The sequence below is a fragment of the Streptomyces sp. NPDC001137 genome, from assembly GCF_040298885.1.
GTDB lineage: Bacteria > Actinomycetota > Actinomycetes > Streptomycetales > Streptomycetaceae > Streptomyces.
This window is the reverse complement of sequence record NZ_JBEPBA010000008.1, coordinates 175,184-195,216: the sequence shown is the minus strand read 5'-3', so window position 1 is coordinate 195,216 and position 20,033 is coordinate 175,184. Positions and strand designations below refer to the sequence as shown.

General features: G+C 68.2%; 15 protein-coding genes. 8 read left to right on the top strand and 7 right to left on the bottom strand.

Going from position 1 to position 20,033, the window contains the following annotated elements:
- Positions 1 to 9 precede the first annotated feature (9 nt).
- From ABT254_RS18275 to ABT254_RS18265, 3 genes are all read right to left on the bottom strand, one after another.
- Entirely contained in the window at positions 10 to 1,761 is a 1,752-nt protein-coding gene (locus ABT254_RS18275; protein WP_351470651.1) for an LTA synthase family protein, read from the bottom strand.
- 257 nt (positions 1,762 to 2,018) lie between these two features.
- Positions 2,019 to 3,956: an amylo-alpha-1,6-glucosidase gene (locus tag ABT254_RS18270; RefSeq protein WP_351470648.1), complete on the bottom strand. Its 1,938-nt coding sequence runs from the start codon at positions 3,954 to 3,956 to the stop codon at positions 2,019 to 2,021.
- Positions 3,953 to 5,467 carry an amylo-alpha-1,6-glucosidase gene (locus ABT254_RS18265; protein WP_351470645.1) on the bottom strand — a complete coding sequence of 505 codons (1,515 nt, stop codon included), beginning with the start codon at positions 5,465 to 5,467 and terminating at the stop codon, positions 3,953 to 3,955. Before ABT254_RS18265 ends, ABT254_RS18270 begins: the two co-directional genes overlap by 4 nt.
- 120 nt (positions 5,468 to 5,587) lie before the next feature.
- Here ABT254_RS18265 and ABT254_RS18260 point away from each other — a divergent pair, with 120 nt between their 5' ends.
- The 3 genes from ABT254_RS18260 to ABT254_RS18250 all read left to right on the top strand — a co-directional run bounded on the left by ABT254_RS18260 (position 5,588) and on the right by ABT254_RS18250 (position 15,009).
- Positions 5,588 to 6,784, top strand: coding sequence for an ROK family transcriptional regulator (locus ABT254_RS18260; RefSeq protein WP_351470642.1), 1,197 nt, complete (start codon positions 5,588 to 5,590; stop codon positions 6,782 to 6,784).
- Positions 6,785 to 7,202: 418 nt separating this feature from the next.
- Positions 7,203 to 9,923 carry a pyruvate, phosphate dikinase gene (gene ppdK, locus ABT254_RS18255; protein WP_351470639.1) on the top strand — a complete coding sequence of 907 codons (2,721 nt, stop codon included), beginning with the start codon at positions 7,203 to 7,205 and terminating at the stop codon, positions 9,921 to 9,923.
- Positions 9,924 to 10,890: 967 nt separating this feature from the next.
- The gene (locus tag ABT254_RS18250; RefSeq protein ID WP_351470636.1) at positions 10,891 to 15,009 is read left to right on the top strand and encodes an NACHT domain-containing protein; all 4,119 of its coding nucleotides are present in this window, start codon (positions 10,891 to 10,893) and stop codon (positions 15,007 to 15,009) included.
- Between the two features lie 56 nt (positions 15,010 to 15,065).
- Here ABT254_RS18250 and ABT254_RS18245 read toward each other — a convergent pair whose 3' ends face one another.
- Positions 15,066 to 15,404 (bottom strand): DUF6233 domain-containing protein, encoded by a 339-nt coding sequence (locus tag ABT254_RS18245; RefSeq protein ID WP_351470633.1) that lies wholly within the window; start codon positions 15,402 to 15,404, stop codon positions 15,066 to 15,068.
- A gap of 59 nt (positions 15,405 to 15,463) precedes the next feature.
- Here ABT254_RS18245 and ABT254_RS18240 point away from each other — a divergent pair, with 59 nt between their 5' ends.
- Positions 15,464 to 16,033, top strand: a complete 570-nt coding sequence (locus ABT254_RS18240; protein ID WP_351470630.1) for a hypothetical protein — start codon at positions 15,464 to 15,466, stop codon at positions 16,031 to 16,033.
- 5 nt (positions 16,034 to 16,038) lie between these two features.
- Here ABT254_RS18240 and ABT254_RS18235 read toward each other — a convergent pair whose 3' ends face one another.
- From ABT254_RS18235 to ABT254_RS18225, 3 genes are read right to left on the bottom strand one after another with little or no spacing between them, the layout of a single operon-like run.
- Entirely contained in the window at positions 16,039 to 16,278 is a 240-nt protein-coding gene (locus ABT254_RS18235; protein WP_351470627.1) for a hypothetical protein, read from the bottom strand.
- A gap of 52 nt (positions 16,279 to 16,330) precedes the next feature.
- A complete protein-coding gene (locus ABT254_RS18230; RefSeq protein WP_351470624.1) occupies positions 16,331 to 17,005 on the bottom strand; it encodes a YdcF family protein in 675 nt (224 codons plus the stop codon).
- Positions 17,002 to 17,796, bottom strand: coding sequence for a GntR family transcriptional regulator (locus ABT254_RS18225; RefSeq protein WP_351470621.1), 795 nt, complete (start codon positions 17,794 to 17,796; stop codon positions 17,002 to 17,004). Before ABT254_RS18225 ends, ABT254_RS18230 begins: the two co-directional genes overlap by 4 nt.
- A 452-nt stretch (positions 17,797 to 18,248) precedes the next feature.
- Here ABT254_RS18225 and ABT254_RS18220 point away from each other — a divergent pair, with 452 nt between their 5' ends.
- From ABT254_RS18220 to ABT254_RS18205, 4 genes are read left to right on the top strand one after another with little or no spacing between them, the layout of a single operon-like run.
- Positions 18,249 to 18,506, top strand: coding sequence for a DUF6284 family protein (locus tag ABT254_RS18220; protein WP_351470618.1), 258 nt, complete (start codon positions 18,249 to 18,251; stop codon positions 18,504 to 18,506).
- A complete protein-coding gene (locus tag ABT254_RS18215) occupies positions 18,506 to 18,751 on the top strand; it encodes a hypothetical protein (protein ID WP_351470615.1) in 246 nt (81 codons plus the stop codon). The genes ABT254_RS18220 and ABT254_RS18215 overlap by 1 nt, the downstream gene beginning before the upstream one ends.
- The gene (locus ABT254_RS18210) at positions 18,748 to 19,641 is read left to right on the top strand and encodes a DUF2637 domain-containing protein (protein ID WP_351470612.1); all 894 of its coding nucleotides are present in this window, start codon (positions 18,748 to 18,750) and stop codon (positions 19,639 to 19,641) included. The genes ABT254_RS18215 and ABT254_RS18210 overlap by 4 nt, the downstream gene beginning before the upstream one ends.
- Complete coding sequence (locus ABT254_RS18205; protein WP_351470609.1) at positions 19,641 to 20,033, top strand: RRQRL motif-containing zinc-binding protein; 393 nt, start codon at positions 19,641 to 19,643, stop codon at positions 20,031 to 20,033. Before ABT254_RS18210 ends, ABT254_RS18205 begins: the two co-directional genes overlap by 1 nt.

The window sequence follows — 20,033 nt, the reverse complement described above, 5'->3', positions numbered from 1 at the left end:
CGGGGTCCCTCAGTCCTTCTTCGGGTGCGGGGTCGAGCCGTACGCCGTGAGGAACCTGTCGCGGAACGCGCTCATCTTCCAGACCGGGGCGTCGTGCGCCGGGCGCAGGCCGTCCGACCAGCCCCAGCTGTCGATCTTGTCGAGGACCTTGGGGTCCTTGGCGACGATCGAGATCGGCACGTCACGGCTGGCGTGGTTGCCGCTGACGCGGGCGATGGGCTGGTGGTCGCCGAGGAAGACCAGGACGGTGTTGTCGTTGCCGTAGCGCTCCAGCCACTGCGTGAGGGCGGTCACCGAGTACTGGACCGACTTGCCGTACTCCGCCTGGGACCTGGGTGAGCTGGCGATGATGTCGGACGGCTTGTTGCCGGCCTTCTGGACGGCCTTGAAGACCGAGCCGTCACCGAGGTCGTCCCAGGGGACCATCTTGGGGATCGGCGCCCACGGCTGGTGGCTGGAGGTCAGGATGACCAGCGACATGAGGGGCTTGCTGCGCTTCTTGCCGTGCTCCAGGTTCTGGAACTGCTGGAGTGCGTACTGGTCCGGCATCGTCGACCAGCTGAACTTCGGGCCCTTGTAGCCCATCTGGAAGGCGTTGCGGTAGGAGTCCAAGCCGTAGAACTTCGACTCGGGCCAGCTCTTCTGCACTCCCGGCATGATGCCGACCGTGTCCCAGTCGCCCGTCTTCCTGAAGGCCTCGGTGAGACTCATGTGGTCGCTCGCCATGAGTGTGCGGTAGCGCTGCTGGTTGCTGATCCACAGGCCCGACATGGTGGTGGAGTGACCGAGCCAGCTGCTGCCGCCGTAGGTCGCCGACGTCAGCCAGCCGCTCTTGGCGTGGAAGCCCGCCTTCGCGAGCGCCTGGGTGCGTGCGTCGAGCGTCTTGTCCACGCCGGGCGCCTCGACCGGGTCCTCGATCGCGCTGCGGCCGTAGCTCTCGATGAAGGTGAAGATCATGTCCTTGCCGCGCAGATCCGGCACCAGCTGGCCGGGCGGTGTGTTGCCGAACTCGTCGACCTTGGCGACCTTCTGGAACTCGGCCTCGTCCCGCAGCGTGTCCCGCACCCGGACCGCCTGGACGGCGACTGCCCCGGCCGTACGGTCGGACGCCAGCGGAACCCCGGCGATCTGCAGCCCCAGGGCGGAGCAGGTGACCCAGACGACGGCGGCGGCCAAGGTCCCGCGGGTCGCGATCTGTTTGTGCAGCGCGAGCAGGTTGCTGAGCCGCACCATCGCCAGCGCCATCACGCCGAGGACCACGAAGATGAGCACGAAGACCCCGATGGTCGCCCCGACCTCCACCGCCTTGCCCATCGAGTCCGCGATGTACGACTGCGCGTCGGGCAGCAGTTCCCAGTCCAGTACGACGTTGAAGGGCCGCCCCAGGTACTCCACGAACCCCATGTCCAGCAGGTTCAGGACCACCATCGCCCCGAGCGCCGCCCCCGACAGCGCCGCCACCACCAGTCTGGGCCGCCGCGGCAACGCCAGCGCGACGGCCGCCCCGATGATGGCCTCCACGGGTATCCGCGTGAACCACCGTCCGGCCTCCAGCGTGGTCAGACGGTTCGGCAGCAGCAGCGCACCGAGGACGAGGAGGGCGGCGAGGGCGGTGACCGTCCACCGTGTGTTGCGGACGGCCGTGGGGTGCCGGTCGCGCCATCCGGCGAGGCGGGGGCGCAGACCGACCTTGGGTGCCGTGTCCTCCGTGATGGTGTCGGCCGTATCCGGCTGCTGACGAACGCGCGTGAAGACAGGCACCCGAAGGTCCTTCCGTGCGAGACCCGTGGAAAGGCGGCGGGCCACGCTGGGGAGGCAACACGGATCACTTCCAGGACCCGCTTGGCCCGCCGCCATTCCGTACGGGCTGCCTCCTCCCCCTGTTCAGGGGAGGAGGCAAACACCGGGCAAACGCCTGGTCAACGGTGCGGTCACGGCTTTGTCTTCAGGGGCGCGGGGAACTGCGCGATCAACCCCCACGCACCCGCACGCGCCACACAACCCCCGCACTCGAGCTCCTACGCGCCCCCCACGGCAGTGAGCAGCGCCAACGGCGCCGCCGCGGACCGAGACTCCCGCACGCAGGCATGCGGATAAGGAACCGGCTCGGCGTGGGTGTCCCGCCCGTACCCCGCAATGACCTCCGGCAGCCGATGCCCGGCTGCCGTAGCCGCATCCACCAGCCCGTGCGCCACCGCCCGGGCCTCGTCGTGCAGCCCGTACCGCGCGAGCCCCAGCGCGATCAGCGCGTTGTCGTGCGGCCACACCGAACCCCGGTGGTACGACAGCGGGTGATACGCCGCCTGGCCCGCGGCCAGCGTCCGCACACCCCACCCCGAGAAGAAGTCCGGCTCCAGCAGCCGCCGGCCCACCAGCTCGCCGTACTCCTTGTCCAGCAGCCCCGACCACAGCAGATGCCCGGCGTCCGAGGCGAGCGCGTCCACCTGGTTGCCCTCGCCGTCCAGAGCCAGCGCCGGGAAGGACCGGTCCGGCATCCAGAAGTCCCGCTGGAAACGGTCCCGCAGATCACCGGCCGCCTGCTCGAGCAGCGCCGCGTACACCTCGTCCTGCCAGACCGTGCGCGCGACCCACGCCGTGCGGCGCAGTGCGTCGTAGGCGTACCCCTGGGCCCCGGCCGCCATCACGGCCCCGCTCGCCCGGGTCCCGTCGGCGGAGCAGATCGCGCCGGGGGAGTCCTTCCAGTTCTGGTTGGCGAGGCCGCCCTGGTCGGCGCGGTAGACGAGATAGCCGCGGGAGGTGAGCCCGCCGTGATCCAGCATCCAGCCGATCGCCGCACGGGCGTGGGGCTCCAGCCGGCGCGCGAGAGCCAGGTCGCCGGTCTGCTCGACGTAGGCACCGAGCAGCACGAGGAACAGCGGGGTGGCGTCCACGGAGCCGTAGTAACGCCCGTACGGCACCTGTCCGAAGTGCGCCAGCTCCCCGTGCCGTACCTCGTGCACGATCTTGCCGGGCTGGGACACCGAGTCCGCGCCGGTCTCGGTCGCCTGGGTGGCGGCGAGGGCGGGCAGCGTCGCGGCGGCGAGCTGCGGGCGGTAGGGGAGGGCGAACAGGGAGGTGAGCAGGGCGTCGCGGCCCAGCAGGGTCAGGAACCAGGGGGCGCCGGCGGCCGGTACGCGCAGCTCCTCGCCGTCCGGGCCGGTCGCGGTGACCTGCAACGAGGCCAGGTCCGCGAGACCACGTGCGCAGGCCGCCGCCAGCTCGGGCCAGCCGGTCGGGAAGGGCACCCCCTCCGCGAACTCGCCCTCCAGCGCGATGAGTTGTGCGTTGGCGGCGGCGGGCGAGTCGGGGATACGGGGGTCCTGCGCCGCCCCGTGCGGACGGGCGGCCACCCGCAGCGCCAGTTCCGCGGTGCCGTGCGGCTCGAGTTCCAGCGTCCACACCAGGCGCCGGGCGCCCGTGCCCGTCTCCTCGACGCCGTCCGGGGCGGGCTCGGCCGTCACCGTCGTACAGGAACGCCATTCACCGCGCTGGTAGCCGAACTCCACACCGTCGTCGAGGACCTGGCGGGAGCGGATGGCGCCGATCTTGGTGTACGTGCGGTGGTCCGAGCGCAGCTCGAACTGGTCGGTGAAGTCGGCGTCCGCGGTGACCGCGAGGCGGATCGTCGTCGGCACCGGGCGGTTGCTGGTCACCCGCAGGGACTCCACGAACGCGCTTTCACCGACGGCCTGTTCGCGGAAGATCGTGTACGCGGGCGGCTCCTGGCGGCCGCCGCGCGGGACCAGGACACAGCGCGCGGTGTCGCCGTCCGCGACCGGCGTGAGCGACTCCGGCACCGCGCCGTCCACCGTCAGCTGCCAGCGGCTCAGATGCCGGGCATCGCGCACGAACAACCCGTCCGGGGAGCCCGACCCCCGTACGCCGCTGATGTCCCCTCCGTCGCCGACGGCGGCGAACGTCCCGCCGTGCACGAGCAGATGATGCCGGTCCGTCATGCCCGGTCGCCTCCCCTGACTTCCTCGTCGCTCCTGGCGAAGTCACTTCCGTCGCAGCCGCTTCTGCCGAAGTCGCCGCTGTCGACGTCGCCTCTGCTGACGTCACTTGTGTCGAACGTGCCGATGCCCGTGCCGGACACGCCGTGTCCGGGGCGCTCGTGGAGCAGATCCAGCGCGAGCGCGGCGGTCCAGCCGAACCCCCTCGCGCCGCACGCCTCGCCGGTGAACGGGTCCACGTACTCGGCGAACCCGGAGCTGCCGGCGATGTCCAGGACGGCCTCCCGCAGCGCGTCGGCACGCGACTGCTCGCCGTGCGTGCGCAGCCCGCGCTCCAGCAGCCAGCTCGTGTTGAACCAGGCCGGGCCCCGCCAGTAGCGGTGCGGGTCGAAGGCCTCGCCGAGGAGGTCGTAGGAGGGAGCCAGGCGGGTCGCGCCGCCGAGGCCGAAGTGCGGGCCGCAGGCCGTGCGGACGAGGGCGGCGGCGGTCTCGCGCGGGAGCGTGGGCAGGAGGAGCGGGACGAGGCCCGAGACGCTCCGCTCCCGGATCAGCCGCCCGTCGCGCACGTCCCGGCAGAAGAACATGCCCTCCGCCGGGTCCCAGAGCCTCTCGAGCAGTGCGCTCGTCAGCCGCTCCGCGCGCGCGTGGCGGGCCGTGCCCGGCGCGCCCAGCTCGTGCGCGATCCGGGCCAGGGCGTGCTCGGAGGCGATGAGCAGGGCGTTGAAGGACGGGTCCTCGACCGCGAACTCCGCGCCCCGGTCTGCGTAACCGCGGTCCCGGTAGTCCGTCGCCAGCCGTACGTACCGCCCGTAGTCCAGATCCGTCGGCCGGTCCTCGGCAGCCCCGTGGTCGAGGTCGGCGCGGCGGAAGGAGCGGGCCGGGGCGGGGGTGATGCGGGCCAGTGGGGCGTCCCAGCAGGGGCTGTTGTCCATGCCCTGTTCCCAGGGGTGCACGACGGACGCCAGGCCGCCGCCGCCCAGGTCCCGCCGGTGCAGCAGATAGCGGTGCCAGGCCGCCAGCCGGGGATACATCCGGGTGAGGAAGCCGCGCGCACGGGACAGCCCCGGGTCGGCGCAGTGCACCAGCCAGACCGCCAGCGCGTGCACCGGTGGCTGCACGATGCCGGAGGTCTGTACGGTGCGCGGGGCGCCCGCAGCGCGCCCCGCGGTCGAGGAGCGCCAGAAGTCGGGGCTCGGGAAGTACGCGTCGAGCGGTACGGAGGGGTTGAAGACGATGTGCGGGATGCGCCCGTCCTCCCACTGGGCGGCCAGCAGCGTCTCCAGCTCCGTCTGGGCCCGTAACGGCGACAGGTGTCTGAGGCCGATCGCGATGAAGGCCGAGTCCCAGGACCACTGGTGGGGATACAGGCTGCGCGAGGGGACCGTGGACGCTCCCGTCCAGTTGTCGGCCAGCACCCGGGCGGCCCTGACGTGCAGCGAACCCGGATCTGCGGGCGGATCGTATGCAATGGGGTGCTGTGTGGCACGGCTGGTGAGTTGGGCAGTGCGATCCACTCGGGGCTCCCCGAAAGACGTGCGGTCGACCGGTTCGGTCGTGGCTACCGTAGAGTTACGTCTATTTAACACGCAAAACCCAGGATGTAATGCAGGCTTGAGAAACACAAGGGGGTGCGCATGACCGGACGGAGCCAGGCCAGCGCCGGAGATCTCCTCGAACTGGTGCGAAGCGGGCGTGCGACCACGCGCGGCGCGCTCCAGCAGGCCACCGGACTGTCCCGCGCCACCGTCGGCCAGCGCCTCGACCGGCTCTTCCGTGCGGGCTGGCTGCGCGAGGGCGCCGGCGGCCCCGTCGACTCCCCGCTCGGCGGCCGCCCCTCCATCACCCTGGAGTTCGACGACGAGCACGCCGTGGTCCTCGCCGCCGACCTCGACACCCGCCATGCCCGCGCCGCCGTCCTCACCCTGACCGGCGAGATCCTCGCCGAGCACTCCGGCACGCTCGCCGTCGAGGACGGCCCGGACGCCGTACTCGGTGAACTCGGCCGCTGGTTCGCCGAGTTGCTGGAGAAGGCCGGGCAGCGGGCGCAGTCGGTCTGCGGCATCGGACTCGCGGTGCCGGGGCCCGTCGACAGCGAGAGCGGGCGGGTGGTGCAGCCGCCGATGATGCCGGGCTGGGACGGCTACGACATAAGAGGCCGCCTCGCCAGATCCTTCACCGAGCACACGGGCGCGGGCCCCGTGCCGGTGCTGGTGGACAACGACGCGAACCTCATGGCGTACGGCGAACAGCGCACCGGACACCCCGACTGCTCGGCGTTCGTGCTGGTCAAGGTGTCGACCGGCATCGGAGCCGGGGTCGTGGTCGACGGCTCGATCTACCGCGGCATCGACGGCGGCGCAGGCGACATCGGGCACATCCGGGTGGGCGCGGAAGCGCTGTGCCGGTGCGGGTCGTACGGCTGTCTGGCCGCCGTGGCCAGTGGCGGCGCCGTGGCGCGGAAGCTGGCGGAGGCCGGTGTCCCGGCCGCGTCCGGCTCGGATGTGCGGGATCTGCTGGCGGCCGGGCACCCGGAGGCGGTCGGGCTCGCACGGGAGGCGGGACGGCGGGTCGGGGACGTGCTGGCGACCGTCGTCACGCTGCTCAACCCCGGAGTTCTGATGATCGCGGGGGATTTGGCCGGAACCGCATTCCTCACCGGCGTACGGGAGCTGCTGTACCAGCGGGCGCTGCCCCGCTCCACGGCGCACCTGGACGTCGTCACCTCGCGGCTCGGGGAGCGAGCGGGGCTGGTCGGAGCCGGTGCGCTGGTCGTGGAGTACCTGTACGCGCCGGAGCGGGTGGAGCAGCGGCTGCTGGCGATGGGCGTGTGACGTCGGGGTTTCTGTCCCGCTTTCTGTCCCAGAAGGCGTCCGCATGGTGAAATCCGATCCTCTGTGGCAGCGTGATTCTTGCCACCCTTGATAAGGGTTGCGCTCAGATGAGCGGATCTTGGGCGACTGCACTTCTCCAAGGGGTGGCACTCGGTGCCACCCCTTGATCGTTCATCGATCGAAATCAGACGTGCAGGATGTCCGCTCATCTGAGCGGAACTCCGTGCTCATGGGCGGTCTTGCGTTCAAGAAGTGAAAACATCTGCCCGTTGACGCTTGCCAAGCTTTGACTTTCGATCCGCTGGCGGACGACTGGTTACGGGCACATGACACACGAGTAGACGTACCCAGACGCCTTTGATCTGGGTATGTTCCTCGCCGTCAGGGCAGCCACCGCGTCCTCGAGGGAGTCGAGACCGTGTCGGAAAACAAAGAACCCCACGTAGCGAAGTTCGTTTACGACTTCACCGAGGGAAACAAGGACCTCAAGGACCTCCTGGGTGGCAAGGGCGCGAACCTCGCCGAGATGACCAACCTGGGACTCCCCGTTCCTCCTGGCTTCACCATCACGACCGAAGCCTGCAAGGTCTACCTCGACAGCGGCGAGGAGCCGGCGGCACTGCGTGACGAGGTGAGTGCGCACCTCGACGCCCTCGAGGCGCGCATGGGCAAGAAGCTGGGCCAGGCCGACAACCCCCTGCTCGTCTCGGTTCGTTCCGGCGCCAAGTTCTCGATGCCCGGAATGATGGACACGGTCCTCAACATCGGGCTCTCCGACCAGTCCGTGAAGGGCCTCGCCGAGCAGGCCGGCGACGAGCGGTTCGCCTGGGACTCCTACCGGCGCCTCATCCAGATGTTCGGCAAGACGGTCCTCGGCGTCGAGGGCGACCTCTTCGAGGACGCGCTGGAGGCGGCGAAGGCGGCCAAGAAGGTCACCGTCGACACCGAGCTGGAGGCCGCCGACCTCAAGAAGCTGGTCACCAAGTTCAAGAAGATCGTCAAGACCGAGGCCGGCCGGGACTTCCCGCAGGACCCGCGCGAGCAGATGGACCTCGCCATCAAGGCGGTCTTCGACTCCTGGAACGGCGACCGCGCCAAGCTGTACCGCCGCCAGGAGCGCATCCCGCACGACCTGGGAACGGCCGTCAACGTCTGTTCGATGGTCTTCGGCAACCTCGGCCCGGACTCCGGCACCGGCGTCGCCTTCACCCGTGACCCCGCCTCCGGCCACCAGGGCGTCTACGGCGACTACCTGCAGAACGCGCAGGGCGAGGACGTGGTCGCGGGCATCCGCAACACGGTCCCGCTCGCGGAGCTGGAGCAGATCGACAAGAAGTCGTACGACCAGCTGATGCAGATCATGGAGACCCTGGAGAACCACTACAAGGATCTCTGCGACATCGAGTTCACCATCGAGCGCGGCCAGCTGTGGATGCTGCAGACCCGCGTCGGCAAGCGCACGGCGGGCGCCGCCTTCCGTATCGCCACACAGCTCGTGGACCAGGGGCTGATCGACGAGACAGAGGCCCTGCAGCGCGTCAACGGCGCCCAGCTCGCGCAGCTGATGTTCCCGAAGTTCGACGAGGAGGCCAAGGTCGAGCAGGTCGGCCGGGGCATCGCGGCCTCGCCGGGTGCGGCGGTCGGCAAGGCCGTCTTCGACTCGTACACCGCGGTGAAGTGGTCGCGCTCCGGCGAGAAGGTCATCCTGGTCCGCCGGGAGACCAACCCCGACGACCTCGACGGCATGATCGCGGCCGAGGGCATCCTGACCTCGCGCGGCGGCAAGACCTCCCACGCGGCCGTCGTCGCGCGCGGCATGGGCAAGACCTGTGTCTGCGGCGCCGAGGAGCTGGAGGTCGACACCAAGCGCCGGCGGATGACCGTGCCCGGCGGGCACGTCGTGGAGGAGGGCGACCTCATCTCCATCGACGGCTCCAGCGGCAAGGTCTACCTGGGCGAGGTCCCGGTGGTGCCCTCCCCGGTCGTCGAGTACTTCGAGGGCCGGATGCACGCCGGCGCCAACGACGCCGACGAACTCGTCGAGGCCGTCCACCGGATCATGGCCTTCGCCGACCGCAAGCGCCGGCTGCGGGTGCGCGCCAACGCGGACAACGCCGAGGACGCGCTGCGCGCCCGTCGCTTCGGCGCCCAGGGCATCGGCCTGTGCCGTACGGAGCACATGTTCCTCGGTGACCGGCGTGAGCTGGTGGAGAAGCTGATCCTGGCCGACACCGACGCCGAGCGCGAGGAGTCCCTGAAGGAGCTGCTGCCGCTGCAGAAGCAGGACTTCGTCGAGCTGTTCTCGGCGATGGACGGCCTGCCCGTCACGGTCCGCCTCCTGGACCCGCCGCTGCACGAGTTCCTGCCGGACATCACCGAGCTGTCGGTCCGGGTCGCCCTCGCCGAGGCCCGCAAGGACCCGCACGAGAACGAGCTGCGGCTGCTTCAGGCCGTCCACCGTCTGCACGAGCAGAACCCGATGCTGGGCCTGCGCGGCGTGCGCCTGGGCCTGGTCATCCCCGGTCTGTTCACCATGCAGGTACGGGCGATCGCCGAGGCCGCGGCCGAGCGCAAGAACGCCAAGGGCGACCCGCGCGCCGAGATCATGATCCCGCTCGTCGGCACGGTCCAGGAGCTGGAGATCGTCCGCGAGGAGGCCGACCAGGTCATCGCGGAGGTCGAGGCGGCGACGGGCACGCAGCTCAAGCTGGCCATCGGCACGATGATCGAGCTCCCGCGCGCGGCCCTCACGGCCGGTCAGATCGCGGAGGCGGCGGAGTTCTTCTCCTTCGGCACCAACGACCTCACCCAGACCGTGTGGGGCTTCTCCCGGGACGACGTGGAGGCCTCGTTCTTCACCGCCTACCTGGAGAAGGGCATCTTCGGGGTGTCGCCCTTCGAGACGATCGACAAGGACGGCGTGGGCTCGCTGGTCAGCGCCGCCGCCAAGGCGGGCCGCGAGACCCGACCCGACCTGAAGCTCGGCGTCTGCGGCGAGCACGGCGGTGACCCGGAGTCGGTCCACTTCTTCCACGAGGTGGGTCTCGACTACGTCTCCTGCTCGCCGTTCCGTATCCCGGTGGCCCGCCTGGAGGCGGGACGCGCCGCCACCCAGTCGGCGGGCAGCGACCACCGGTAGACCCCACGCCCACAAAAACCCCGGAGCCGCCGCCCGTCCCCGACCCTCAACACCGATGGGCGGCGGCTCCGGATCACCAAAGAGGGGCGGCACCTTGTGCGGAGGTGCCGCCCCTTCGGGCATGATCTGCCGAGACTGTCAAGCTAGGTCCCTGAACAGGCAAAATGGCGTTTGCTGGCGTTGGGTGCAGTTGAACCTGCGGGAGGGCGTTGTGCCCGCGTTGTGCCCTCTGGGCACAGCTGCGGTCTGTCACGTGCGGCGACGACAGGCAATCCGTCCTTGCCCCAGGGTGGGGCTTTTGCATTCGTCTCGGCTGCCGAGTAGCGCCAAGGGCCCCGGGAGGCATAAGCGTCCCGGGACCCCGAGCTCCCTACTTCAGGGCGGGGGAGGAGCCGCCCTGTTGCACGGTCCCCGGCAGATTTACAGCGGGCCGATCCTCGGCCATCTGCGGTTTCTCATGCGCCTGCCGCTACTGGGGGACACCTGGGGGAAGAGGAGTCCGCGTGATCAGCCCTGTCCAGTCAAGAAGGGGTCAAGGCTGAACAAGGCGCTTGCCCACGTCAGGCATTGGCTGAGTTCAGTGGAGTCGGAGGTACCACTCCAGGATCGCGACTGCGGCGGCTCCACTGGAGCCAGCAAGACTGATCAAGGCGTGGCGGCTGGCCTCGCGCCACATTGGCTGCGGCCGCTCGGTCACCTGGGCTTCGCGGCCCAGAGCGGCTTCAGGACCGTCGGACGATGTACTCACGGGCTTGCGGCGGCTGATCGCCATGGGTTTCCCTCGCTTGCGAATCGACTGTGGTGCGCCGGGCCCGGCGGTGATTCGAATTTCGCTCGCGATCGGTGCGGTTGTCCCAAGTGCGAGGTGCGCGGGGCAGGTTTCCCACTAACCTGCTGGTCCAGCCTGTGGCCTCCGGTTGCCTGACTTACCCGTTCCAGGCAGCTCAGGGCGAGCGGGGCAAGCGTCGTGACGACCGCGGAGGGGGCAGCAATGGGAGTTCACCGCGAGACGCTCCATCGGCGGCTGCGGAAGCTGCGTCTCGATGCGGAAGCCGCGCGCCGGTCTGGAGGCAACGCGGGAGGTTTGCAGGGGGCGCTGGAAAAGCAGGTGCGTGCCACTGGCCTGCCAGGCACGTCCTCCTTCGAGGGAAAGGTGGCCAGTCGGTGGGCACCGCAGCGCTTGGAGGACTTCAATGCGCCCCGCACCCATAGCTTCGAGCAAGTCCTGGCCGTAGTCGCCGTCTGGCTGTCCTGGATGGGTTCGAACACGTTGGTCGCCGATGGCAGGGTGCGGCAGGCTTGGATGGCGAGCGCCGACTGCCAGGACTGGAGGCAGTTGCTGGACGCGGCGCATCAGGAAACCACGGAAGCCCGTCGCCGTAGCCCAGACGCACCCAGTGCCCAAGCAGAGGCGGACGCGGCAGTGGCACGCTACTTCGAGCGTCTAGTGCAGAGTTATGGGCGGCTGAACCTAGACGTTCTCGGCCCAGAGGAGCGGGCTGGTGAGCAGCCAGCGATCAGGCTGCGCCAGGTTTTTGAAGTACCGCTGGTGGCGTGGAACCCGCCGCGTCCAGATCTACCAGCCCGAATGTGGCGAGAGTTGGTCGAGCGCGGCGAATTGACCGAGGCGGATCTACCTCCGGGCCTGCGTCAGGAGGAGGTCGTTAAGTGGCGTAAGACGCGCACCGAACGACCGCCGCAGCCTGTGCTGGAAGCTGTGGCTTCGCAGGAGGGGCGGCGCCTGGTCCTTCTCGGGGATCCGGGAGCAGGTAAGTCAACGTTTGCTCGATATCTGGCGCTGGCCCTCGCCGGAGGTCTGGACTCGGTGCCCGGCGAGCTAGCGGAACTAGTCGGTTTGGTTCCAGTGATCGTGGAACTGCGTCATCTAGCAGATGGAAGCCGCTGGCAGGGACGGACGGTGGAGGATTTTTGGGAGGAGTTCAATGCCACCGAGCGGTTGTGTCTGCCCCGGAACGTCCTCGAATACCTGCTGAGCCACCCGCATCGACCCGTTGTCGCCATCTTCGACGGGCTCGACGAGATCTTCGAACCCGCCAGGCGCGCCGAGGTGGCCCGCCAGGTAGTCGCGTTCGCGCAGGCTCACAGTCATGTCCGAGTGGTCGTGACCTCGCGCGTCGTCGGCTTCGCCTCTGGTGTCTTCACGGCTGCAGGTTTCAGCCAAGCCAAGCTCGAAGACCTCGCTCAGGGCCAGATCGAGTCGTTCATCCGGCATTGGTATGAGGCTGCACATCCCACGGACCCTGGTGAAGTGTCTCGATTGGCTGGACGACTCATCGACGCAGTGCGGGGGTTCGCCTCGGTGGCCGAACTGGCTGGCAATCCTCTGCTGCTGACCATCCTTGCGTCAATCGGTTTGGGTGCCACCATCCCCCGCGATCGTCGCGAGGTCTACCGAAGGGCGGTCGACGTACTGACGGGACGATGGGACCGCGACGCGAAACACCTCCCGCTTCCCCGCCAGGATCACCCCGATGTCGCCGCAGCCATCGACGAGCTCGACGCCGGGCTCCTGCAAGAACTTCTAGAGCGCCTCGCACGCCAGCTCCAAGAAGGTGCCGGGGCGGCTCAGACGGGCACTCTCATCTCACGCACCGCCCTCACGGCACTGATCGCAAGCTACGTGACCGACATGAACTACCAACCACACGTCGCACGCATCGTTGCCAAAGCCATGGTTGAACGGCTGCACGAAAGGGCCTTCCTAATCCACCCCTACGGTGCCGGCATGTACGGCTTCGTGCACCGAACCTTCCTCGAGTATCTGGCAGCTCGCGATCTTAGCCAGCGCTACACCGCGCGGGAATGGACTCCCAACGAGTTGATCGACATGCTCGCCCACCGAGCTGCTGATCCCACCTGGCATGAGGTCATCCTGCTCGTCGTCGGCCAAATCAGTCGCCAAGCGGAAGCTGAGCATGCAACATTCATCGCACGACTGCTCAGCATGCATCGCCAACGCACCACCACAGCTTACGGCTTGTCTTATTCAGATTCCCGATTCCTGGAACTTGCAATCCGGGCTCTTGCCGAATCGCATCGCATTAGCCGCGCCCCGTCTCGACCACCCGCGAATCCGGAAAGCTCACTCGCCGCCCAGAGCGATGCAGTTATTGACGCCCTAATCGTTCACCTGGACTATTACCCATGGGACGGGCTCAACCTCGCTAAGCCTGCGATTACGACTTTCCCTTGGTCCTGGACAGGTCGCGAGCGCTTCCTGCGTTGGTTTTACGCACAGGCTGCGACGGAACCGGAGACATGGGAATCCGCACTGATCGCCGTATCCATGTGCCGCAATGTGCAGGAAGCAATTCGAATAGCGCATATTTCATGGGCGACTCACGCTGTCATTCTTGAGGCGGTGAGGGAGCGGTGGGGTGACGACTCCATCCGGGAGGTCGCCCTGAGCTTACTCGTCGATGCCACCGCCTCCGAGGACCTTCGTTTCGACATCCTCGATCTATTGCCGGAAATAGGTGGAGATAACGCCTACATCGCCATCCGCGACCTCATCCGCGATATGAGCACCCCCACAGAACTACGCACATTCGCGCTAACAATAATTGGGCGAATGTGGCCAGACAAAGATGAAATCCGTTCTTTCGCCCTCGACCTCGCCCGCAACTCGACGACCCCCGACGACGTCCGCGCCGGTGCTTTAAGAAATCTTGCCCTAAGGTGGCCGGGGAGTGGGGAGGTCCAGACCGCCATCCTCAACATCGCCAGCGACCCTGCCGTTCCCGACCGGACCCGTGCGGCCGCCTTGGGGAGCTTGCGGCGGGAATGGGCGGACGATGCAACGTCCCTCGTAATCGGCGTCGCCCGCAACCTCGACGCCCCGAACCAGGTCCGCGCCGCCGCTATAGAGGCCTTGCGGCAGGAATGGTCGGACGAGGCGACCTCCCTCTTAATCGATGTCGCCCGCGATCCCGAGGCCCCCGATCAGGTCCGCGCCGCCGCTCTGAGGGGTCTCGGTGGATGGTGGAACGAGAGCGAGGAAGCTCGCACCACCATCCGCAGTGTCGCCCGTGATGCCACTGCCCCCTACCAGACCCGTCTCGCCGCTCTCGTTCAAGTGCGCACACAGCGGACTAACAACTCGGACATTCTCCCTGTCGCCATTGAGATTGCCCGCGATTCCACTAGCGCCGCAAAAATCCGCGTTTCCGCTCTATCTGATCTTGGGCGGACGTGGGAGGAGAGCGAGGTTAGCCGCACCACCATTGTCGATATTATCCGTGACCCCACCGCCCCTCAAGAGGTACGCGCCTCCGCTCTTTCTCATCTAGAGAGATGGTGGGAGGCGACCGAGGTTAGCCGCACCGCCATTCTCGATGTTGCCTGCGACCCCACCGCCCCTGAAGAGCTACGCGCCTCCGCTCTAAGGATTCCGACCCGCCCGGGCGATATTAATGAGGATAGGTGGACCACCATTCTCGGTATCGTCTGCGATGTCACCGCTCCCGATAAGGTCCGCGCCGCCGCCCTGACAGCCCTGGGGGATCTATCGCCCGACCGTGACGAGACTCGCTCCCTCGCCGTAAGCCTTGCCTGCGACACTACCGTTCCAGACGAGGTTCGTGCTGCCGCATTGTGGGTCCTGGGTGAGTGGTGGCCAGGGAGGGACGACAATTACAGCGCCATACTCAACATCGCACGTGACAAATCTACCCAGGAAATGGCGCGCGTCGCAGCCTTGCAATTGTTGTCCTGGTGGTGGCCGGAGAGCGACGAAAGTCACGGCAGTGTTCTCGATACCGCTCGCGACGCCACTGCCCCCGACAAGGTCCGTGCCGGTGCCCTTGAGATGCTAGCGCAACGGTGGCCAAGTGAGGACGTGTGGTTCTGCGCCGCGCACTGCGCAGAGAAAGCCGAATTGAAGACTCAAAAGGTAGCAATCCGCTTGTTGGCGCTCCTGTGGCCATCGCGGCCGGAGACGGCAGATTTGTTGGCCAGATTGTCAATAAATGACAAGAGTGAACAAGTTCGCACCTGCGCAGCGCAAGCTCTGAACTACATCAACAGGACCACTAGTCTTTGGTTGGATCACGAAACAGTTAGCTAACTGAGATAACCCCATTATCGCCGCGAAGAAGACGGCACGCGCAGGCCGCGCAGTGCCTAGTCCAGCATGCCCAGGGCGGTATCGGGCTGGCACTGCGGGCACGCCTTGACCCCGTCGGCGAGCGCCCGCCGTGCCTGGTCGCGGCTGATGCCGCGGCTGCGCTTGCCCGCGTTCCAGCAGTCCCCGGTGTGCACGTACACGGGTGCGGTGTGCCGGTTGAGTCCGAGTTCGATCAGCCACTCCGGCGCCGGCGGGCGGGCCTGGAGGCCGTGCTGCCGCTCGCTCTCGCGGCGCTCTTCGTCGGCGATCCAGCGGCGAGTGCGCGCCAGGTCCCGTTCCTGCACGCGCTCCAGGAAACGGAGCAGCGCGAGTCGCGACGGGACTGGATCGTTCACATGTTCGATTCTATGATCACGGTGGCAATCTGCAATCCCCGAGGTCACCAGGAGGTGGCGTGGCCCGCGAGCGCATGACCCTGGCGGAACTCTTCCGGAGGCACGGCGTCGACCCGAAGACGCTGCCCCAGGCGCCAGCATCGCCGCCGGACAGCGAGGTGAGGACACGCATCACCCAGGCGCCGTTCCAGCCGTGTGCCGCCTGCGGCGAGGACAGCGCCACCGTCCGCGTGCGGGACTTCGGTGACGGCCCCCGCTGGGTTGATCTGTGCTGGGAGCACGGGTGGGCCACCGTGGAGCCGGCGCCGCGAATGCCTACCACCCTGGAGGGCATCCTCGCTGACGTTGGGGAAGTCGCCGCCGAACTGGGCCTTACGCTGCGCCCCGTCAGTCCCGAGGAGCTCCTGGAGAGTGCCCGCAGGGTCATGCTGCAGCGCGGCTCACGCTTCCACCTCATCGCATCCGCTGACGGCCAGCCCAGGCTTCATGGCTGGTCGAAGGATGAGCCGACGGCGCGCGAACGATTCACGGTGCGGGTTGGCAAATCCCGGGGGCTGCCGGGGGCGCGCGTCATCCTGATCGACGAGGCCGAGCGGGAGCTGCTGGCCGTATGGCCCGACCCGGAGTAGCTCTGTCAGCCCTCCGGCTGCGGGTGCCGCACGGCCCGCTTCACCACCTGCTCAACCTCGCACCGCGACATGGCCACATCCTCGCGCGCCGCATACGCCGTGACCGCCGCCTGGAAGTCCTCGGCCGCGGTACGCCAGGCCTTCCACTGCACGTCGTACGCCTCGCCGTCGAGGCCGGGGAGCTTCGCGTGCGCCTCCACGGCGGAACGTTCCAGCTTGATCAATTCGTCGGGGATGTCTGCCACGACCGGATCCTAAGCTGACGCCCCAGACATCCCGACCGCGGCCCGGGCAATGTCAAACGCCAGGTCGGGCGGCAACATCGGCTGGCAGGAGCCGACTGGTGAATCCGTCCAGGCACAGCCGTTCGTAGGCAGCCATGACGGCATCAGGGACATCCTGTTCGACAGCTAGATCCCAGCCGGGGAACACGAGCACGCGCTGTAGCGCGCCTACGATCATGTCGATCACCATGCGGGCATCCCCGATGGAGTCGGCGTAGTCCTCCAAGCCCATAGGCGTGGACGCGCACACCACTTCGACCTCCGGCCAGAGCTTCCGCATCATGCCGTACGAACGCCGTTCCTCGTACGGCTTGCTCACGAGCAGGACGGACGAGGCGGCGATGCCGGCCTCGGCCAGCACCGCCTTCGTGAACTCGATGTTCTCGCCCGTGTTCGTTGCGCGCGGCTCCAGCAGGACGGCGGAATCGGGAACACCAAGCTGCAATGCCCGCTCGCGGTAGTGGACAGCTTCCCCGCGTGGCATACGCGCTCGGGTCGTAGGGCTGGTGGCCCCGGTGAACACGATGACTGGCGCCATGCCCTGGTGATACAGCTCCGCGGTCACGTCAGCTACGCCGAGGTCGTGGCTGCCCAGACCGACGGCCACTGAACAGGGCCGCGGAGTGTGATGCATGCGGTGGTAGTCCCATAGAAGCAGGGCATCCGCCCATGCCTGCGCCGAGATCATTTCTGTCCCTTCTTGTCCTCTGCCGAGTCCGGAACCTTGAAGTCGTACTCCCACGCAAAGCGTGAAGCCGAGTGGACGCCCACCGCGAACTCAACCACCGTGCCATCGGCCGTGAACGTGGTCCGGTGCAGCTCGACCACGGGCTCACCGGGGGGGAGCTGTAGGAGCTGCACCTCATCCGCCGTCGGAATGCGGGCGAACAGGGCCTCTCTCATGTGGTCGATCTCGTATCCGGCGTCGTAGAGGACCCGGTACCCGCCACCGCGGCCGGCAGGACCCGGGGTGGGGTCGACGATGCGCGTCCCCTCGACGTGCTCCGGCCTGTAATAGCTGGTCAGGGTATGAGTCGGCTGCGTCCCCTCCTTCACGAGGCGGGCGCGTGCGTACACCTCGGAGCCAACTGGGACACCAAGCCCCTCCGCTACAAGGCTGTCCGCCTGGACGCGGCTCACGGTCTGCGTCTGCTCGTTGCGCTTGTATGCGCGACCCGATGCGACGCGGTCAGCTATAAACGCCACTTCGTCGCCGTCGCGCCACTTCGCCTTGTCGTAACGGGCGATGCCAAGCCGCTTGAGCGGAGCGCGCGGACGCACCACGGTGCCGTGCCCCCGCGTCGACGTCACGAGGCCTTCAGCCTCCAAGGCCTTGTAGGCCTTGTGGACGGTCTCCTTTGAGCCTTCCCCTGCCTCGACTAGGTCTCTGATCTGGGGCAACTGGGCGCCCGGGGCGTACTCACCGCTCCTAATCTGCTCCGCGAGCCTGTCCGCCAGGTCGCGCCACTTCGGTGCCACGCAGAACTCCTCTCGACGCGAACCAGTGAAGCACAGTCCTAGGACTGTTGACAGTCCTAGGACTGCGTGCCATCTTCGTCTCAGGCCGCTCGCAGTCCTAGGACAGCGAGCCGGAGGGGTCCTTCTTTGGGCTGCCTTCAGGCCGTGCGGTTCGGGATAGCTCGCTTCCACATGGGGCCCTGAGCTGCTGGTTCTTTGACAACCGCACACAGGGAACTGCCGGTAACCCGTGGTCCGCCTGCCCGAAGGGGTCGGAAACAAGGCGGAGAAGACCGGCGAGCCCCGTAAGGAAATCCAGACCGGTGCGAGTCCGGTCCGGGGCACTTCGGCCACTGCTCCGTGGCCGCACCGCGCGTAATGCGCGGCTTCCCCATCAACGGCGTGCACCCCCGGAGGGGCAACTCCGGGGGTGCTGTTCGGGCCGTTCCACCTGTGAGAGGAACCACGACCCAATGAGCCACATCGTCACTGTTCAGGACGCTGTTACCGCGTTCGCCGACTGGGTCGAACCCACGGCCGCGGAGCTGGACGCGATCGAGCTGGAGACTCCGCTGATCCTGGCTGAGGTCGACCTGCTCGACGCGCAGATCATCACGTTTGACCGCACCCCGACCGAGCTGGACGCCCGCCGTATCCGCCGCGCTCGCCGCCGGGTGCTGGCCGAGCGTCGGACCCTGGCCAACCGCTCCGACTCTGGGGAGGTGGCCTAATGGCACGCCGCTTCAAGGACATGCAGACACCGGAGCAGCAGTACGCGGCTCAGCGCGGCAGCAACCCCACCCCGGCCGCGCCGACGCGCCCCGCGACGCACGCGGAATGGCGCGCGATGAACACGCACCAGCAGGCGGCCCACCTGGCGCGCTTGGACGGGCGCGAGGACGACGCCCGCGAGTGGGAGCGCTACGAGGCCGAAGCGACCGCACCGGCACCGAAGAAGCGGGGGTGGTTCCGGTGAACCGCACGGGCCGCATCCTGCTGGTGGCCGCGCTGGTCGGTGTGGTCGGCATGGCATTTCGGGTCTCCTGGAACGCGCTGCGGGACATCGCCAACGCGATCGGCGCGGACCACACCGCCGCCACCCTCTACCCGTTCGTGGTCGACGGACTGATGGCGCTGGCGCTGGTCGCCACCCTCGTGCTGGTCGATCGTGACCGGACGTTCGCGCTAAAGGTGCTGGGCACCTACACCGGCGCCTCCCTGGTCCTCAACTACGTGCACGGTCTGGTCCCCGCGCTGCACGGCGCGTCGGTCGACTGGGGGCGTCTGGCCGACTGGGACCCGGCGAACTGGGTGCTCGTTTTGCTGGCGACCTCGCTTCCGGTCGGGTCGATCTACTTCGGCTCAGACTTGGTCGCCAAGGTGCTGCATCACCACCCCGCCCCGATTCTGTCCGCAGACGCGAATGCGGAGGAATCCACCAAGACCGAGAGGAATCGGTCTACGGCTGACCTGCCGGAATCGACTCCGGCCCGGGCCGTGCTGACCCGGCTGCCGATGCCCGCTCCGGTCGCCGTCGACCTGGGCAAGTCGATTCCCCCGCTGAAGTCGATCCCGAGCATCGCGCCCGCCCCGGTCAAGTCGACTGCGCGCGCCACGGTACCGGCCGCCTCGACCCGCCCCCGGCGGGCGACCGGTCGGGTGCCGGCCGCCGCCAAGTCGACCCGGCCCAAGCGCACCCCGGCGCAGTTGCTCGACGAGGCACGCACCATCACGGCCGGTTGGCCGGATGAGCAGATCACCGCTGAGGGCATCCGCCGCACCGTGCACACCTCCCCGGCGAACGCCCGGAAGCTGCGCGACACGCTGCTTGCCGAGCGCGCCGCGACCGCTGTTGGGACGCCGTGATGTCCGCCGCGTGGGGCAAGTGCTTCGACCCCAACGGCGCCCGCTACGGCGTGCCCACCTACCCGTGGAAACTCGCCCCAGACGGGCTATGCACGCGCCGGCAGTTACGGGCCCAGGGGCTCCGTCCAGGCGGTCAGCCGATCGCCGCGCAGGTCATGCGGATCAACCGGCGCACCGGCGGGCCGCGTATCGCCTACCTCTACCGCGAGGACCTCGCGCTACCGGTGCGGCCGATGACCTCGCGCAAGTGGGGCGCGCTGGCGCTGGCGATGCTCGCCCGCCGCACCTGCCCGGCCTGCGGCATCACGTACGAGTACTGCATGCCGCGCTCGCTCGGCATGTGCGTGCTGTGCGCCTTTCCCAACACCTCCCCATCCCCGACAGGGAGCTGA

Bases quoted from the DNA above. Each gene is read 5' to 3' on its own strand.
- ABT254_RS18270 (WP_351470648.1), bottom strand. From the start codon at position 3,956: ATGACGGACCGGCATCATCTGCTCGTGCACGGCGGGACGTTCGCCGCC.
- ABT254_RS18260 (WP_351470642.1), top strand. From the start codon at position 5,588: ATGACCGGACGGAGCCAGGCCAGCGCCGGAGATCTCCTCGAACTGGTG.
- ABT254_RS18215 (WP_351470615.1), top strand. From the start codon at position 18,506: ATGGCACGCCGCTTCAAGGACATGCAGACACCGGAGCAGCAGTACGCG.
- ABT254_RS18230 (WP_351470624.1), bottom strand. From the start codon at position 17,005: ATGATCTCGGCGCAGGCATGGGCGGATGCCCTGCTTCTATGGGACTAC.
- ABT254_RS18220 (WP_351470618.1), top strand. From the start codon at position 18,249: ATGAGCCACATCGTCACTGTTCAGGACGCTGTTACCGCGTTCGCCGAC.
- ABT254_RS18205 (WP_351470609.1), top strand. From the start codon at position 19,641: ATGTCCGCCGCGTGGGGCAAGTGCTTCGACCCCAACGGCGCCCGCTAC.